Here is a 16,798-nt window from a genome sequence, read left to right on the forward strand (position 1 = left end):
CGAATGCGTGGCCGTGAGCGCGGACGCCGCGCTCACTGCGACGCCGGGCGGACGCGCACGGTCGCGCTCTCGTCCCGGACCAGCGGGTCCGCGACGTCCGCGTGGAGGTACGCCGTCCCCTCGCGGACGCTCCCGTCGACGGCGACGGTCGTCTCGACCTCGGCGGCGTCGTTGCGGACGACGACGGTATCGCCGTCTTCGAGGTCGCGCGGCGCGGCGTCGTCCTCGGCGAGGTGGACCCGCTCGTCGGACGGTCCGGCCGCACTTACTCCGCCCGCGCGGCTACCGACGAGGAGCGTGAGTTCGTCGGCGGGCGCGTCGGCGGTGTCCACCTCCACGTCGGCGAAGGCGGCACGGCCGCTCTCCGTCTCGAACGCCTCCTCGTAGAGGACCGCGGTCCCGCGCGAGCCGTCGCCCGCGGTCGGCCACTGGACGCCGCCGTCGGCGACGGCGCTCCGCGTCATCCCCTCGTGGACCGGGCTGAGCCGCGTCCACTCGTCGAACGCCGCCGTCGAGTCCTCGTACTCGAAGGCGTCGCCGACGAGGCGGGTCCCGAGTTCGCGGAGAATCTCGAAGTCCGGGCGCGCGTCGCCCGGCGGTGCGACCGCCGGCGTGAGCGACTGGACGCGCCGGTCGAGATTCGTCACGGTGCCGGCCTTCTCGACGCCCGCGGCGGCGGGAAGCACCACGTCGGCGTGCTCGGTCGTCTCGCTCTCGAAGAGGTCGACGACCACGAGCGCCGAGAGGTCCGTCAATCGGTCTCGGAGCCACGATGCGTCGCGCTTCTCGACGGCCGGGTTCTCGCCGACGACCAGCGCCCCGTGGACGGAGTCGCCGAACCGTTCGACGGCCGCTCGCTCCGTGAGGCCGGGCGTCGCGGGCGGTTCCATACCCCACTCGGCCGCCACCCGCGCCCTGTCTTCGGGGGAGTCGACCGGCCGGTGTCCCGGCAATCGATCCGGCCGGCATCCCGCGTCGGTGGCTCCCTGTTCGTTGTTCAGCCCTCGGAGGACGTTCATCCCCGTCCCGGGCCGGCCGAAGCTCCCGGTCAGTAAGAGGAGGTCGACGAGCGCGTCGGCGGTGTCGCTCCCGCCCTCGATACCGGTCCCGGCGAGGACGGCGACGCGGTCAGCCGCTGCTATTCGATCCGCGACCGCTCGGAGCGTCTCGGGATCGATGTCCGCCGTCGCCGCCGCGCGGTCGGCGTCGAAGTCCGCGAGCGATTCGGCGTACGATCCGTAGCCGCTCGTCCGTTCGGCGACGAACGACTCGTCGACCCCGCCGCGCTCGGTCACGAGCGCACAGAGCGCCGTGAGAACGAGCGCGTCCGTTCCGGGCCGGGGAGCGAGGTGGACCGACGCCGCTCTCGTCGTCTGATTCTCCCGGGGGTCGACGTGGACGAGCGCCGTCCCGTCGTGGACGGCCGGGCGGACGTACGAGTCGAACGCGACCGGCTGCTGGCGCGCGGGGTTGGCTCCCACGACCAGTATCACGTCGGCGTCGGGCAGCCCGGCCAGCGAGTTCGTCATCGCCGGGCGGCCGAGGCGGGTTTCGAGCGCCGTCATCCCGGCGGCGTGACAGAGCCGCGCGCGGTTGTCGACGTTGTTCGTGCCCATCGAGCGGGCGAGTTTCTGCAGGAGGTAGTTCTCCTCGTTGGTGCAGTGGGGCGCACCGAAGAAGCAGAGCGCGTCGGCGTCGTGCTCGTCGGCGACGGTAGACAGCGCGTTCGCCGCCCGGTCCAGTGCCCCGGGCCACGAGGCCGCTCGCAGTTCGCCGTCGCGGCGGACGAGCGGGGTCGTCAGCCGCCCGTCGCTCCCGAGCGCGTCGAACGCGCCGATACCGCGCTGGCAGAGCCGGCCGTCGCGGTTCACTGGACCCGAGACGCCTCGCGCGCGGTCCCCGTCACCGTCGCTCGGTGCGAGCGTGCAGCCGACCGCACAGAGCGGACAGACCGTCGCGTCGTCGGCCGGTCGTTCGCCGTCGTTACCGCCCATCGTCGACCCTCCGTCGTCTCCGCGCTCGACGCCTCGCTCGGCGACGCCGATCCGGCTTCCCTCGAACGCGTCCGAACACGGTCACTCGCCTGTCGTATGCTCGCTACGGACCAAAGACTTTCGACGAGACGTCCGGCGCGACTGTCCGACGCTCGGCCACCAGCTATTTACGCAAAAATAATGAACGTTACGGTGCAGACGCTCCGTCTGCATCTCTGACCGTCGTTCCAGAGTGAAGGCTGGAGACGACCGTTCGCCGGGGCCGTACTGCCCCGGTGATTCTCGCGCCGGACGATTCAGAGATGCACGCCGGCGGTGACGGGTCGGCGGCGACCGGAGAACAACACCTTTGGCGCTGCACCCGACAATCACACGTAATGGGCGGCACGGGCGAGGACCGGGTGTACTACGTCATAAGCGACCTCCACATCGGCGGTGACGAGCAACTGGAGGAGATCGAGTTCCTCGACGAACTCCTCGAGTTCCTCGGCCGGTTGGCCGAGATCGACGAGAACGCCGAACTGGTGATCAACGGCGACGCCTTCGGTCTCTGGGAGTTCACGCGCGTCGAGGGGATGGCGAAGTTCGACGTCCTCGAATCGACGTATCCGCGGCTGTTCGAACAGTTGCGCGAGACCGGCGAGAACGTCGATATCACGCTCCTGCCGGGCAACCACGACCACGAACTCGCGGCCTACGACGAGTACGTCGAGCGCTTCGCCGAGTACAACGTCGACCTGTTGCAGTCCCAGTCGTTCACCCGACCGGTCGGCGACCGGGTGATCCACTTCGAACACGGCCACCAGCACGACCCGAACAACCGCATCGACGACTGGGGCGACCCCAACGTCGCGCCGCTCGGCTACTACTACAACACGCTCGTCACCAGTCGGGCGGGCCAGCTCTCCGACCGCGGCCGGTACAACTGGCTCAAGGACGTGCAGGCGGTCACGCCCACCGAACGAGTCCCGGTCTGGCTGCTCTCGAAGTACTTCTACCGGGAGATGAACCCGCTCCTGCGGTACGCGCTGCTACCGTTCCTGCTCCTGTTCAACGTGAGCGCCGTCCTCGCAGTGCTCGCGGGCCTCAACCTCCTCGGCGTCTGGTCGACGCCCGTCGAGTGGACCACCTCGTTCCTCGGGCAGTTCGGCACGGCCGGGACCGCCATCTGGTTCCTGCTCGCCGTCAACGTCACCGTGACCGGGCTGCTGTTGCTCGTGGGCGTCCCGCTGTACCTCCTCCGGCGGGACATCAACAAGACGATCGACCGGTTCGGCATCCTCGAGACCGGCCTGACCGTCGACGCGGAGACGTCTTACGACGCCGCCGCCCGCGAGGTCCTCGGTCGCCGCGAGGAGACGGCTATTTTCTGCTACGGCCACACCCACCGACCGCGGGTGCGGGCGCTCGACGGGGGGTTGATGGTCAACAGCGGCACGTGGCTCAAGCGTCTTCACCGCCGCGACGGCGTCATCGGCCTCCTCCCGCCGGTCTTCTACCCATCGTATCAGCTCTGTGCGGTCCGCATCGCCGCGGACGCCGACGAGGTGGCCGTCGAGTACGAGCCGATACAGAAGTCGAGCCCGAGCCCGGAGGAGCTCACGCTCACCGAGCGGTTCCTCACGCTGGGGCGGAAGCCGGACCCCGACCTGCCCGACCGGGCGACGGTCGAGGGCGAGAACGAGAAGGAAGCGACCGTTTCGACGCCCGAGATGAACGACTGAGGCGGCGAGCACGTTCTGAACGAATACCCCGTCTCGGTTAGAGGGGGACTCGTCAGAACTCTACGCGATTCTTCTGGCGTACGTGATTCACCGACCCGAACGTCGTCGACACGGTCGCTCCCGATGGGAAGACGTGGGTGAATACATTGTTGTACACTGTAAACGAGCGGCGACATTTCCGTTCCTGACAGCACCGGCGCGGGCGGTAACTCGGCGTAGACGGCGACCGGTCGCAGTTGTCGTCATGCTGTGCACACTCGGCGAGCGATATCGGAGAGGAAAACACGGCGAAGCGGTCGCTTAAGCGCTGCTTAAACGATCGGTAAACCGCGAAACCACTCGAATCTGGCCTTCTCGCTACTGATATCGCGCCGCTTCTCGAATCGACTCAGCGGCGACTCGAACTACCAGTTTTCGTCCCGCTTGCTTCTCCTCGCGCTGCGTGACTCGTCGGTAACGACTCAGCTGAACAGGCGCTTCAGTCGCGCGCCGAGGCTCTTCGAGCGGTCGCCGCCGCGGCGCTCTCGCTCCTCGCCGCTCCCGCCGTCGCCGGAGTCGTCGGCCGTCTCCGTCGTGTCGGCCGTCGTCTCGGCGTCGCCGTCGGCGGCCTCGATGGCCTGATTCAGCAGGCTCTCGACGTCGTTGACCGCGTCCTTGACGGTGCCCTTGACGAGGGGCATCCCCTCGAAGCGGTCCGTATCGACGGCGGTGTCGGCGGCGACGATGGCGGCGTCTGCGGCCTGGATGTCCTCGGCGGAGAGTTCGTTCTCCGCGCCCATCGCGCCCTGGACCTCGACGCTGATGTCGTGGCCCATCTCCGTAGCCGTCTGCTCCAGGTTCTCCGCGGCCATCTGGCTGTGTGCGATACCGGTCGGACAGGACGTGACTGCGACGAATTTCATTGTTGTGAGTTGGTGACTGCGCTGCGCGTTGCGGCGTTGCGAGCGTCTTCGGCGCGCTCGCTCGCGGTGCTGTACGTCGTCTCGCTGACGGCGGTCTTCACGTCGGGGACGGTGACGGCGCTCATGCTGAGTTCGTCCAACCCGAGGCCGACGAGGAGTTCCGTCAGGTCGGGATCGCCGGCCATCTCGCCGCACATCCCGACCCACGCGTCCCGCGAGTGGGCCGCTTCGACGGTTCGGTGGATGGCCCGCACCACGCCCGGATACGTCGGATCGTGGAGGTCGCCGACGCGCTCGTTCTCGCGGTCGGCGGCCATCACGTACTGCGTGAGGTCGTTGGTCCCGATGGAGAGGAAGTCCACGCGGGCGGCCAGTTCGTCGGCGACGAAGACGGCGCTGGGCGTCTCGACCATCACGCCGACTTCGGGTCGCTCGTACTCGACGCCGGCGTCGTCTAAGTCGGCCGCCGCGTCGTCCAGCGCGTCGAGCGCGCCCTCCATCTCCTCGATGGACGCGACGAGCGGGAACATGACCGCGAGGTCGCCCTCGCCGTCGGCCGCGGCGCGCAAGAGCGCGCGGAGTTGCGTGACGAACAGGTCCGAGTCCGGGCCGAGCGAGCGGCGGATACCGCGCTCGCCGAGGAACGGGTTCTCCTCCTCGGGTAGGTCGAGGTAGGGAATGCGCTTGTCACCGCCGATGTCGAGCGTGCGGACGACGACGCGCCCCTCGGGGAACGTATCGAGCGCCTCGCGCACGGCCTCGTACTGCTCGTCCTCCGACGGCGGTGCCTCCCGGTCGAGGAAGAGGAACTCGGTCCGATACAGGCCGATGCCGTCCGCGCCGCGGTCGGCGGCCGGCCCCAGCTCCGCCGGTCGCCCGACGTTCGCCGCGACCTCGACGTGACGGTTGTCCGTCGTCTCGACCTGTTCCTCGACGACTTCGACACCGGAATCGGTCGCAGCGGCCGACCGTTCGCTCTCGTCGGGGTCGACCAGCAGCGTCCCGGTGTCGCCGTCGACGACGACGTCGGTTCCCGCCTCGATAGCGTCGAGGCCCTCGCCGACGCCGACGACGGCCGGCAGCGCCAGCGACCGGGCGAAGATGGCCGCGTGGGACGTTCGGCCGCCGGTAGCGGTCGCGAACCCGGCGACGGTGTCGGGGTCTAACTGCGCCGTGTCGCTCGGCGTCAGTCGCTCCGCGAGGACGACGCTGCCCTCGGGCAGGTCCGCGAGGTCGACGCGGTCGCCGTCGGTCAGCAGGCGGAGCAGGCGGTCCCGGACGTCCCGGAGGTCGTCCGCTCGCTCGGCCATCCGGCCGTCCATCCCCTCGAACTGCTCGATGTGCGCGCCGAAGGCCGAATCGACGGCGTTCGGAGCCGGCGTCCCCGCCGCTATCTCCGTCTCGACGGCGTCCTCGATGGTGGGGTCCTCGAGGAACTGGATGTGGGCGTCGAAGACGGCGGCCTCCTCCTCGCCGACTCGCTCGGCGGTCGCTTCGCGCTCGGTCTCCAGTTCCGCGCGGGCCGTCGAAACGGCGTCGGCGAAGCGGTCTCGCTCGGCCGCCTCGTCGACGGTTACGTCGGCCGCGTCGGGGAGTTCGATCTCTTGTCCGTACCAGACGACCGAACCGACGCCGGAACGGGGCGTCGCGCCGGTCCCCTGCAGTTCGCGTTCCGCCATGGTCAGGTTGCCGCTTCCTCCTCGGGCGTGGTCAGTATCCGTTCGAGCTCGTCCAGCGCGGCCTCGGCGTCCTCGCCGTCGGCGACGAGATGGACCTCGTCACCGTGGTCGATGCCGAGGCTCGTGACGGCGATCATGCTGTTGGCCTGGACGGGGTCCTCGCCCGGGCGGCCGATCGATATCTCGGCTTCGTGGTCGTTGACGGCCTCGACGAACTTCGACGCGGGGCGGGCGTGCAGTCCCGCTTCCGGAACGAGCGTGACGGTGCGTTCGAGGCTCATGCGATGGCCTCCCGGAGCGTCTCCTGCACCGCTCGCTCGTCGTCGGCCTCGTGGAGCCGCTCGCGGACCTCGTCGTGCATCAGGGCGCGCGAGAGCGAACTGAGGATGTTCAGATGCTCCTCGCCGCCCGACTCGGGGACGAGGATCATGAAGATCAGCGTCGCGGGCTCGTCGTCCATCGACCCGAAGTCGATTCCCTCCTCGGAGCGGACGAACGCGAGCGACGGGCGCGAGACGGCGTCGGTCTTCGCGTGCGGGATGCCGATGCCCATGCCGACCCCGGTGGTCGTCTCCGCCTCGCGGGCCAACAGCGCGTCGAGGGCCTCCTGTCGGTCCTCGACGCGGCCGGCGTCCACCAGCAGGTCGAGCAGGTGTTCGATGCAGGCGTCCTTCTCTGCGGGCGGTTCGGACAGCGAGATGTGACTCGCCGGGATCAACTCGTCGATATCGGTCTGGCTGATTGCGTCTGACATTGGTGTGATGGTGTGGGTCGACAGCGGTTCAGTTGTTGGTCGGCTGCGTGCTCTGCGAGTTCGTCTCGGCGTTGATGCGCTCCTCGAAGTCGGGTTTGATGAGGGTGGCGACGGCCGCCGTGACCAGCGTCCCGACCAGCAGCGAGGCGAGGAACAGCAGCGGCTTGTTCGACAGCAGGACGACGAAGACGCCGCCGTGGGGCGCGGGCATCGTCACGCCCAGCGCCATCGCCATCGCTCCGGCGATAGCGCTTCCGGAGACGACCGAGGGGATGACGCGGAGCGGGTCGGCCGCGCCGTAGGGAATCGCGCCCTCGGTGATGAAGGCGAGTCCGAGCGGGATCCCGCTCTTGGCGTTCTCGTACATCTCGGCCTCGTACTTGTGCGGGGCGATGAAGTTCGAGAGGGCCATCCCGATGGGCGGAACCATCCCGCCGATCATGACGGCGGCCATCGGTGCGTAGATGCCCTCGGTGATGAGACCGGTCGCGAAGACGTAGGCGACCTTGTTGATGGGGCCGCCCATGTCCGCGGCCATCATCCCGCCGAGGACGAGGCCGACGACGACGGCCTGCCCGCCCTGCATGGTCTCGAGGAACGTCGTGAGGCTCTGGTTCGCGATGGCGACCGGGACGCCCAGCACGAACAGCAGGAGCGGCGCGGCGACGGCCATCGTCGCCACCGGGATGATGAGCACCGGCATCATCGGCTGGATGACGCCCGGCACGTCGCGGTTCTTGAACCAGCGGGCGACGTAGCCGGCCACGAGGCCGGCGACGATCGCGCCGAGGTAGCCGGCTCCCGAGCTCCCGCCCGAGAGGCCGACGACGAGGGCCGCCTGCTCGACGACGCTCCCCTGCTGGAGCAGGTACGCCAGCAGGAAGCCCGGTGCCAGTCCGGGGCGGTCGGCTATCGCGTAGGCGATGTAGCCCCCGAGGATGGGCACCATGATGGTCAGGCCGGCGACGCCTATCTGGGCTAGGAACCAGCCGGCGGAGCCGGTGTTTTCGAAGACGGTCTGCGTATCCCCCACCGCGTACGCGATGGCGAGGAAGATACCCCCGATGGTGACGAAGGGTATCATGAACGATACGCCGGTCATCAGATCCTCCTTGACGGAGGTCAGATACGCGCGGAGTGTGTCCGCGGTGTCGTTACTTGACATTGTGAGCGACGTCCGTGACTCGTCCATTGTCTTAGATAAAGGTACACGTTTATGAGTGGATGAGTTCGGAACTGCTCGAAACTCTGGGCAGAGGTGATTGTTTTCGACTGAGATGAGGAGTGGTCCCGAAAAGACAAACAGACATATGGCTGTTATTCTGTTCTTCTTAGAGCGACGAATTATCTCCCGGCCGGCCCGATGCGCGTCCCAGCACTTATGCGAGTCACCGACGGACGACCTGCTATGGATTCGGCCGCGGCCACCGACGACCGGGTCATCTTCGCCGTCGAGGACATCGGCGGCATCGACTCGACGACGGTCGAGCTAGCCCCGGGCGTGACGGTGCTCGCCGGTCGCAACGCGACCAACCGGACGTCGTTCCTGCAGGCTATCGTGGCCGCCCACGGAAGCGACTGGACGAGCGTGAAAGGCGACGCGGACCGCGGCCGCGTCGAACTCGAACTCGGCGGGGAGACGTACGCGCGGACGGTCTCCAGGACCGACGACGGTATCGTCGGGTCCGGGTCGGGACTCCTCGCCGACCCGACGCTGGCGAACCTGTTCGCGTTCCTGCTCGAAGACAACGAGGCCCGCCGCGCCGTCGTCCGCGGCGACGACCTCCGGGACGTCATCATGCGCCCGGTCGACGTGGCGACGCTCCGTCGGGAGATACGCGACGCCGAACAGCGCAAGGAGGCCATCGACGACGACCTCGACCGCATCGAGTCGCTCAAGCGAGAGCTACCGGAACTCGAAGGGCGACGAAGCGAACTGCAGACCGAGATCGAGGACGTCCGGAGCGACCTCCGGTCCGTCGAAGAGCGGATAGACGAGCGGGACTTAGACGTCGACGTCACGCGACAGAGCCGGGACGAACTCGAAGCGACGCTGGACGAGTTGCAGGCGACCCGGTCCGAACGCCGGCGCGTCCGGGAGGACGTCCAATCCGAACAGGAGAGCATCGCGGCGCTGCGCGAAGAGCGCGGGCGGCTCGCGGCCGAGCGCGCCGGGCTCACCGACGCCCCCGAAGAACGCCTCGACGACCTCGAATCGGAGATCAGGCGTCGTCGCGAACGCAAGCGCGAGCTCTCGCAGTACACGACGCGCCTGCAGAACGTCATCGGATTCAACGAGGAGCTGCTCGCGGGCGAACACACGCAGATCACCGACGCCATCGAGCGGAAACCCGAGAGCGTCGGCGACATCACCGACCAGCTGTACCAGGGGTCGAAGACGACCTGCTGGACCTGCGGGTCGCAGGTGAAACGCGAGCGCATCGAATCGACGCTCTCGAGCATGCGTGAACACCGACAGGAGACCCTCGCCGACGTGGACGCAATCGAGGACGAACTCGACGACCTGACCGACAGGCGCGACGACATCGAGGAGACGCTGGAACGGCGGCGGGAACTGGCCGCGACCATCGACGACGTGGACGAAGAGATCGAGCGCCGCCAGTCCGCGGTGGCGGACCTCCGCGAACGCCGCGACAACCTCTCCTCGCGCATCTCCGAGCTCGAAGAGGAGGTGGCCGAACTGCGCTCCGACGAGTTCGACGAGGTGCTCGAACTCCACAGCGAGGCGAACGAACTGGAGTTCGAACTCGACGCCCTCGAATCGGAGTACGACGACGTGAACGAGGAGATAGAGGAGATGGAGGCCGAGATCCGACGCGACGACGCGCTGCTCGCTCGGCGCGAGGACATCGTCGAGGAACTCATCGACCTGCGGACCCGCATCGACACGCTGGAGGCCGAGGCGACCGAGCAGTTCAACGAGCGGATGGCGGACCTCTTGGAACTGCTCGATTACGACAACGTCGAACGCATCTGGCTCGAACGGGTAGACGCGCCGAGTGGGACCGTCGAGACCGTCGAAGCCGACGACGTAATCGAGGGCTCGTCCTTCGAGTTACACGTCGTCCGAAGTTCGGAGGGCGGGACGGTGTACGAAGATACGGTCGCCCACCTCAGCGAGAGCGAGCGCGAGGTGACGGGGCTGGTGTTCGCGCTCGCCGGCTATCTCGTCCACGACGTCCACGAGACGGTTCCGTTCATGCTGCTGGACTCGCTCGAAGCCATCGACGCCGAACGCATCGCGTCGCTCGTGGAGTACTTCGCGGAGTACCCGACGTATCTCGTGGTCGCGCTGCTACCGGAGGACGCGCAGGCGCTCTCCGAGGAGTACCCTCGGGTCACGGATATCTGAGGCACCGTTCGCTACTCGCAGTCACAGCCGCCCTCGGCCAGCAGCTCGCCGATCCCGAACTGGCCGCCGCAGTCCCGACAGAGGACCTCGACGCCGACGAACACCCGATAGTCGCCGATCGAGAGCGTTCCCGCGTTTCGCAGGCGGTCGACGGTATCGCGGACGACGGTTTCGACCCGGGCCTGGAGCCGGTCGATGCTGTCGCGCTCGCGCTCGACCTGCTCGCCCTCGTTCGACTGTTCGTACGTCACGCCCCGGACTTCCGTGAGGTAGTGACGGACCGCCTGATACGTGACGAAGTCCTCCGCTAACCCGTCCACGTCGATACCGTTGCGTTCGAGTCGATTCCGCGCCTCGACTCGCTGTCCCGCGCTCACGTCGTCGTCGGTCAGCAACCGGTAGAAGTTCTCCGGCTCGCCGTCGATGACGCTCATCTCGCTGTCCCTGAGCGCGCCCATCAGGAGCGCCTGATTGAATCGGTCGGCCAACTCGCGGAGGCTCCGGCGCTCGCGGCCCTCGCCGAGCCACGCGGCTTCGAGGTCGGCTCCGACACTGTCGAGGTCGTAGGTCTCGACGAGCCGTTCGACTTTCGACCGTCTGCGTCCGTCGCCGCCCATTGTGCGCTCGTCGGTTCCGCGGAGTAAATCAGTTGTGCCGGCCGGCGGGTCACGATTCCATTCCATCGGCCGGCGCGACCGACCGGGGCCGTTCACGTCTCGCCGTCGATCCCGTGAGTCGGTCGTGGCCGCCTGGCGTCATCCAATCCGAGCGCGAATCGAACTGAAACCTCTCTCGACGGTTCTCCTCCGCAGGCGTTCGCGTTTATTTTCGATGATAATAGTCAAAAGCATTTTGTGCGTTTAAACAGCATACGTAGTCGCGGACGCCTTGATATCTCATGCGTGTCCGCCCATCGTTCCGGGGCAGCCCACCCCGATCGCGCCGGGGGTTCTTGCCCGGCGCGTTTCGCGGCCCGTGAGAGATCGGTAGCGCTCACTCTCGCCTGACGACGACGCGCTCGTCTCGGCAGTAGCGCCGGACTCGCTCCTCGAAGGTGCCGTCGCCCGGCCACTCGACGGGCGCGTCGAGCGGGGCGGGGTCTCCTAGATAGCACTCGACGGTGTCTCCCGCCTCGTCCGTCTCGTCCGTCTCGATCGGGAGCGTACAGCGGACGTACAGGTTCGAATCGACGCCCTCGTACCGGTCGAGCGCATCTCGATCGGAGGTACGTAGCAGTCGGCCGCTGGTCGACCCGCCCGGGGCGAGCGTCGGATACTGACCATCGACGCGGTGCAGTCCCGCGACCGTGGCCGGGCCGCGATACTCGAACTCGCCGAGTACCGCGGCGGCGGTCTCCGCCTGCACGAGCGTCCCGTAGACGAACACGTCCATGTCCTCACTATCGGGTGGAACTTTGAATACGCCGCGGTCCCGTCCCCGCGTCTGCGCTCCCCCGCTCGCCGCACTGCTCGCGGGCAGAAGCGTGTTACGACACCGCCTCCAACCGCTCGTATGGTCGACGCGACTGCCGCGGCGCTGGATCTCCTGCGCCTCTACGGCCCGCTGGCGCTGTGTCTGTTCACCTTCCTGGAGACGTCGATGCTCTTCCCGTTTCTCCCGAGCGAAGTCGTCGTCCCCGCGGCCGCCGCGTTGCTGGTGACCGGCCCGACGTCGCTGCTCGTCTTCGTGCTGGCGGCCACCGTCGGCGGTACGGTCGGCGCGTTCCTCCCGTTCTACGTCTGTTACAGCCCCAGAATCGGCGCGCGCGACTGGCTACGCGGGCCGATCAGCGTCTCGGACGAGCGGATCGCCCGGGGGAAGACGTGGTTCCGAAGGTGGGGGGAGTCGTCGGTGCTCTGGGGGCGGTTTCTCCCCGTCCTCCGGTCCGTCATCTCCATCCCGGCCGGGTTCGCCGAGATGAATCCGGTGCGCTTCGGTGTCTTCACCGCCATCGGCACGACCGGTTTCTACGCCGCCACGGGGGTGCTCGTCTACTACGGTCGTCGGGAATCGGTCTTCGAAGCGGCGTTCGCTGCGGCCGTCGACCGGCCGGGGCTGACGGCGCTCGTAGCGCTCGTGCTTCTCGGGTTCGTCGTCGCCTTCGGTCGACGCTCCGCGCGCTCGGGATAATATCTGCGCGGGCGAGACGGAATAATTCGCGCATCTGCCCACAAAAACCGCGGCTTGCGAGGCGAATACTTGGTGGGCGTTCGGGGATCGGGACTTCGGCCTCTCGAACGGGGATTCGGCACCGTCCCGTGGCTGTTCGCCTTTATTACGCCGGATTTGGGGTCGGTCAGACCGCGCATAGGCAGGCAGTAGCTCGATAGAACTATCGGTCGATTATCCGACGTGTTCAACGAAGCAATCTCCGGCTTGGTACGCCGTCGGGAGGGATATCGATGAGTGCCCACCCGAACGGCGGGCGGGTAGAGTCCCGTCCGAACGTGGTCGTGTTCGTCATGGACACGACGCGAGCGCTCGATACGGTCCCGGCGGACGCCGACGTGTCGCCGACCAGAGCGGCACTCGCCGACGAGGGGACCGAATACGGACAGGCGTTCTCCGCGGCGCCCTGGACGCTCCCGTCCCACGGGTCGCTGTTCACGGGGACCTATCCGTCGAAACACCGCGCGAACGGGGACCGGACGAGGCTCGACCGAGAACTGCCGACCGTCGCGGAACTGTTCGGCGACGCGGGCTACGAGACGGTCGGCGTCTCGAACAACGTCTGGATCACCGAGGAGTTCGGCTTCTCCCGGGGCTTCGAGACGTTCCACGCCCGCGGGGGGTCGTGGCAGGACCGCGAGACGCTCGGCGACCTGCTCCGAAACCCGTCCGGGTCCGACGGTCCCGGATTCTCCTTCGCGGAGGCGCTCTCGAACTGCCTCTCCAGCGAGTCGGAGTCGGAGCGCGACGAGGGCGCGGAGAAGTCGATCGAGTGGGTCCGAGAGTGGCTCCGGACGCGTAATCAGACTCGGCCGTTCTTCCTATTCGTCAACTGCATTGAACCGCACCTCGAGTACCGACCGCCGGAGGAGTACGCCGAGCGGTTCCTCCCCGAGGGCTGGTCCTACGAGGAGGCGATGGCGATCCCGCAGGGTCCGCGGGAGTACGACGTCGGCGAGTTCGATCTCTCGACCGAGGAACTGGCCGTCCTGCGGCGGCTGTACCGCGCGGAGATCGCCTACATGGACGACCAGCTCGGCGCGGTCGTCGACGCGCTCGAAGCGACGGGCGAGCGGGACGAGACGGTGCTGGCGGTCACGAGCGACCACGGCGAGAACATCGGGGAGCACGGGTTCCTCGGCCACCAGTACTCGCTGTACGACACGGTGCTTCACGTCCCGCTCGTCCTCAGCGGTGGCCGGTTCGACGACGGCGCCGTCACGGGCGAGCGGCTGGTACAGACGCTCGACCTCGCGCCGACGCTGCTGGACGCGGCCGGTATCGAGGCTCCGGACGCGCGCGAGGCGTTCCAGGGGCGGTCGTTCCATCCGTCGGCCGACACCGACCCGCGGTCGAAGGTGTTCGCCGAGTACGCCGCACCCCGACCACCGATAGAGAAACTCGAAGAGCGATTCGACGAGATCCCCGAGCGCATCTACGACCTCCAGCGGTCGATAAAGGCGGTCCGGACGGAGACCCACAAGTACGTCCGCTGCTCGGACGGCAACGAGGAACTCTACGACGTCGCCGCCGACCCCAGTGAGACGACCGATATCTCGGGCGAGGCGACCGAACGCGCGAGCGACCTCGAAGCGGCGCTGGACTCGTGGCTCGCGTCCTTCGAACAGACGGAGCGGACGGAGACGGAGGAGGTCTCCGTCGAGCAGTCGACCGAGCAGCGACTCGCCGACCTCGGATATCTGTAAGCCGTCTGCTCCGGTCGCGCGGAACGACGATTCTCCCCGTCGGGACACGTCACGCCGGTGACCTGTACGGGGAGTTCAACAAGCTTGATGAAGCGCCCAGCGGAGTTCGTCTATTCGAGCGATGCCACGACACCACACCCCGGACAACGTCCTCCTCCTCCTGACAGATCAGGAGCGGTACGACGTCACGGCGCCGACCGGTCCCCCGGTCGATACCGCGGCGCTCGACCGACTCTGTGCGGACGGCGTCCGCTTCACCCACGCGTATACGCCTATCAGCATCTGCAGCAGCGCGCGAGCGTCGCTGCTGACGGGGCGCTATCCGCACAACCACGGGCTGCTCAACAACGTCCACGAACGGGACGCCATCCAGACGGACCTCTCGACGTCGATCCCGACGTTCGGGACGTTGCTCCGGGAGGCGGGCTACAATAACTCCTACGTGGGAAAGTGGCACGTCGGGAGGGACGCCACGCCCGCGGACTTCGGCTTCGACTACCTGGGCGCGAGCGACGCCCACGACGAGCATCTGGAGGCGGGCCTGCGCTCTCACCGCGAGGAACGCGGCGTCGACCCGGACGACGTCGAACTCGAAGACGCCATCTACAACCGACACGGCGACGGCGAGGAGGCCCTCATCTCTGCCCGGACGCCGCTCCCGGTCGAGGCGACCCGGCCGTACTACATCGCCGAGCGAACCATCGACCGACTGGAAGGGGCCGCCGGGGAGGACGCCCCCTTCTTCCACCGGTCGGACTTCCTCGGGCCGCACCACCCCTACGTCGTCCCGGAGCCGTACGCTTCGAAGTACAACCCCGAGGACATCGAGCGCTGGCCGTCCTATCAGGAGACGTTCGCGGGCAAGCCGCAGGTACAGGAGAACTACCTCGAATACCGCGGCGTCGACCACCTGACGTGGGACGAGTGGGCCGAGGCCGTCTCCATGTACTTCGGATTCGTCGACCTCATCGACGACCAGATCGGCCGGATTCTCGACGCGGTCGAGGAGCACGGACTCCGCGACGACCTCCTCGTCGTCCACGCCTCCGACCACGGTGACTTCACCGGCAACCACCGGCAGTTCAACAAGGGACCGCTCATGTACGAGGACACGTATCGGATTCCGCTCATGATGCGCGGACCGGGCGTCGAAGCGGGCCGGGAGTGCGACGCCCTCGTCTCGCTGATGGACCTCATGCCGACGTTCCTGGACGCGGCCGACGTGGAAGAACCCGACGGCGTCGACGCCCGGAGTCTGTGGCCGCTTCTCGACGATTCCGCGAACGGCCGACGGGAAGCCATCTTCGCCGAGTACCACGGCGACGAGATGGGACTGTACTCCCAGCGGATGGTGCGGACCCAGCGCTACAAGTACGTGTTCAACGCCCCCGACGTCGACGAGCTGTACGACCTCGAACGGGACCCGCACGAACTGCAGAACCTCGTCGACCACCCCGAGTACGAGGCCGAACGCGACCGGTTGCGAGGGCTACTGGACGAGTGGATGACCGAGACCGACGATCCGATCCAGAAGTGGACGAGCCGCCATCTCGAGAGCGACGCGGCGGACCGGCCCCCGTAGCCCGCGCGGCTGTCCGACGCTCCGAGACTACTCGTCCCGAACGACGAACTCGGCTTCCGTATCCCGCAGATCGTCCGCGTCCAACTGCTGCCGCGACGGGCCGGCCCACCGGTCGCTCGTCCATCGCTCGTCGGCGTACTCGGCCAGCCAGTCGAGCAGCCGCGGCACCGCCGCCTGTTCGCGCAGCTTGAAGTCCGCCGCCGTCCCCGTCTCGTCGACGCTCCCGACCTTCGCGCCGACGCCGTCGGGTTGCACCGCCCGGAAGCCGTCCTCGTCGGTCGTGTCGTCGCCGATATACAGCGGCCGGTACCCGTCTGCCGCGGCCTCGGCCAGCAGCTCCATCGCCGCGCCCTTGTCCCACTCGACGGCCGGGCGCAGCTCTCGCACGCACTTTCCGGGGACGACTCGGACGTCGGTCTCGGTCTCCGCCACGAACGTCTCGGTCGCCGAAGCGACCCGCGCCGCGTGGTCGCTCCCCCTGACGTGGACGGTCGCGGTCAGGCTCTTGTTCTCGACCGTACACTCCGGAAAGTCGGTCAGACGCTCCCGGAACCGCTCGCTCAGGTGCCGGATCTGCGCTCGCTGGCGTGCCGCCGCCGGGTGGACGAACGTGGTATCGCCCGCCCGGATCTCCAGGCCGTGGTTGCCGGCGTAGACGAGCCCCTCGACGTCGACCCGGTCGACGAGGTCGGAGAGCTCGCGGCCGCTGACCGCGGCGACGGTCACGCGGGGATGCCTCGCCAGCTCGACGAGCGACTCGCGCGCGCTGTCTGTGATCGCCGCGTCGTCGGGGTCGGAGACGATCGGGGCGAGCGTGCCGTCGAAGTCCACGCCCAGCAGGAGGCCGTCGCTGCCATCCAGCGATCGAGCGAGCCGCTCTCGGTTCGAGAGCGCCGACGGCGGCGCGGTCATCTC

General features: G+C 67.9%; 14 protein-coding genes. 5 read left to right on the forward strand and 9 right to left on the reverse strand.

Annotated features, from left to right (window positions below; genetic code table 11):
* Window positions 1-32: 32 nt before the first annotated feature.
* Window positions 33-1,994: a molybdopterin oxidoreductase family protein gene (locus EGH23_RS16345; protein WP_220581059.1), complete on the reverse strand. Its 1,962-nt coding sequence runs from the start codon at window positions 1,992-1,994 to the stop codon at window positions 33-35.
* A 377-nt stretch (window positions 1,995-2,371) separates the two neighbouring features.
* Between EGH23_RS16345 and EGH23_RS16350 the strand changes: the two genes are divergently transcribed.
* Complete coding sequence (locus tag EGH23_RS16350; protein WP_220581060.1) at window positions 2,372-3,718, forward strand: metallophosphoesterase; 1,347 nt, start codon at window positions 2,372-2,374, stop codon at window positions 3,716-3,718.
* Between the two features lie 461 nt (window positions 3,719-4,179).
* On the opposite strand, the gene EGH23_RS16355 is transcribed toward EGH23_RS16350, so the two are convergent.
* From EGH23_RS16355 to EGH23_RS16375, 5 genes are read right to left on the reverse strand one after another with little or no spacing between them, the layout of a single operon-like run.
* On the reverse strand, window positions 4,180-4,620 hold the full coding sequence (locus tag EGH23_RS16355) for a PTS fructose transporter subunit IIB (protein ID WP_220581061.1): 441 nt from the start codon (window positions 4,618-4,620) through the stop codon (window positions 4,180-4,182).
* Window positions 4,617-6,299 (reverse strand): phosphoenolpyruvate--protein phosphotransferase, encoded by a 1,683-nt coding sequence (ptsP, locus tag EGH23_RS16360; protein WP_220581062.1) that lies wholly within the window; start codon window positions 6,297-6,299, stop codon window positions 4,617-4,619. The genes EGH23_RS16355 and ptsP overlap by 4 nt, the downstream gene beginning before the upstream one ends.
* Before the next feature lie 2 nt (window positions 6,300-6,301).
* Window positions 6,302-6,580, reverse strand: coding sequence for an HPr family phosphocarrier protein (locus EGH23_RS16365; RefSeq protein ID WP_220581063.1), 279 nt, complete (start codon window positions 6,578-6,580; stop codon window positions 6,302-6,304).
* The gene (locus tag EGH23_RS16370) at window positions 6,577-7,053 is read right to left on the reverse strand and encodes a PTS sugar transporter subunit IIA (protein ID WP_220581064.1); all 477 of its coding nucleotides are present in this window, start codon (window positions 7,051-7,053) and stop codon (window positions 6,577-6,579) included. The genes EGH23_RS16365 and EGH23_RS16370 overlap by 4 nt, the downstream gene beginning before the upstream one ends.
* Before the next feature lie 28 nt (window positions 7,054-7,081).
* Window positions 7,082-8,218, reverse strand: coding sequence for a PTS fructose transporter subunit IIC (locus EGH23_RS16375; RefSeq protein WP_220581065.1), 1,137 nt, complete (start codon window positions 8,216-8,218; stop codon window positions 7,082-7,084).
* Window positions 8,219-8,461: 243 nt separating this feature from the next.
* Here EGH23_RS16375 and EGH23_RS16380 point away from each other — a divergent pair, with 243 nt between their 5' ends.
* Window positions 8,462-10,426 (forward strand): archaea-specific SMC-related protein, encoded by a 1,965-nt coding sequence (locus EGH23_RS16380; RefSeq protein ID WP_220581066.1) that lies wholly within the window; start codon window positions 8,462-8,464, stop codon window positions 10,424-10,426.
* Window positions 10,427-10,437: 11 nt separating this feature from the next.
* Here EGH23_RS16380 and rdfA read toward each other — a convergent pair whose 3' ends face one another.
* Both rdfA and EGH23_RS16390 read right to left on the reverse strand, forming a co-directional pair.
* Window positions 10,438-11,043: a rod-determining factor RdfA gene (gene rdfA / locus EGH23_RS16385; protein WP_220581067.1), complete on the reverse strand. Its 606-nt coding sequence runs from the start codon at window positions 11,041-11,043 to the stop codon at window positions 10,438-10,440.
* A 376-nt stretch (window positions 11,044-11,419) separates the two neighbouring features.
* Window positions 11,420-11,818, reverse strand: coding sequence for a gamma-glutamylcyclotransferase family protein (locus EGH23_RS16390; RefSeq protein ID WP_220581068.1), 399 nt, complete (start codon window positions 11,816-11,818; stop codon window positions 11,420-11,422).
* Window positions 11,819-11,938: 120 nt separating this feature from the next.
* Between EGH23_RS16390 and EGH23_RS16395 the strand changes: the two genes are divergently transcribed.
* From EGH23_RS16395 to EGH23_RS16405, 3 genes are all read left to right on the forward strand, one after another.
* On the forward strand, window positions 11,939-12,556 hold the full coding sequence (locus tag EGH23_RS16395) for a DedA family protein (protein ID WP_220581069.1): 618 nt from the start codon (window positions 11,939-11,941) through the stop codon (window positions 12,554-12,556).
* 272 nt (window positions 12,557-12,828) lie between these two features.
* Window positions 12,829-14,301 (forward strand): sulfatase, encoded by a 1,473-nt coding sequence (locus tag EGH23_RS16400; protein WP_220581070.1) that lies wholly within the window; start codon window positions 12,829-12,831, stop codon window positions 14,299-14,301.
* A 121-nt stretch (window positions 14,302-14,422) separates the two neighbouring features.
* On the forward strand, window positions 14,423-15,883 hold the full coding sequence (locus tag EGH23_RS16405) for a sulfatase family protein (RefSeq protein WP_220581071.1): 1,461 nt from the start codon (window positions 14,423-14,425) through the stop codon (window positions 15,881-15,883).
* 27 nt (window positions 15,884-15,910) lie between these two features.
* On the opposite strand, the gene otsB is transcribed toward EGH23_RS16405, so the two are convergent.
* Entirely contained in the window at window positions 15,911-16,795 is an 885-nt protein-coding gene (gene otsB, locus EGH23_RS16410; protein ID WP_236044885.1) for a trehalose-phosphatase, read from the reverse strand.
* Window positions 16,796-16,798 lie beyond the last annotated feature (3 nt).

The sequence above is a fragment of the Haloarcula nitratireducens genome, from assembly GCF_019599505.1.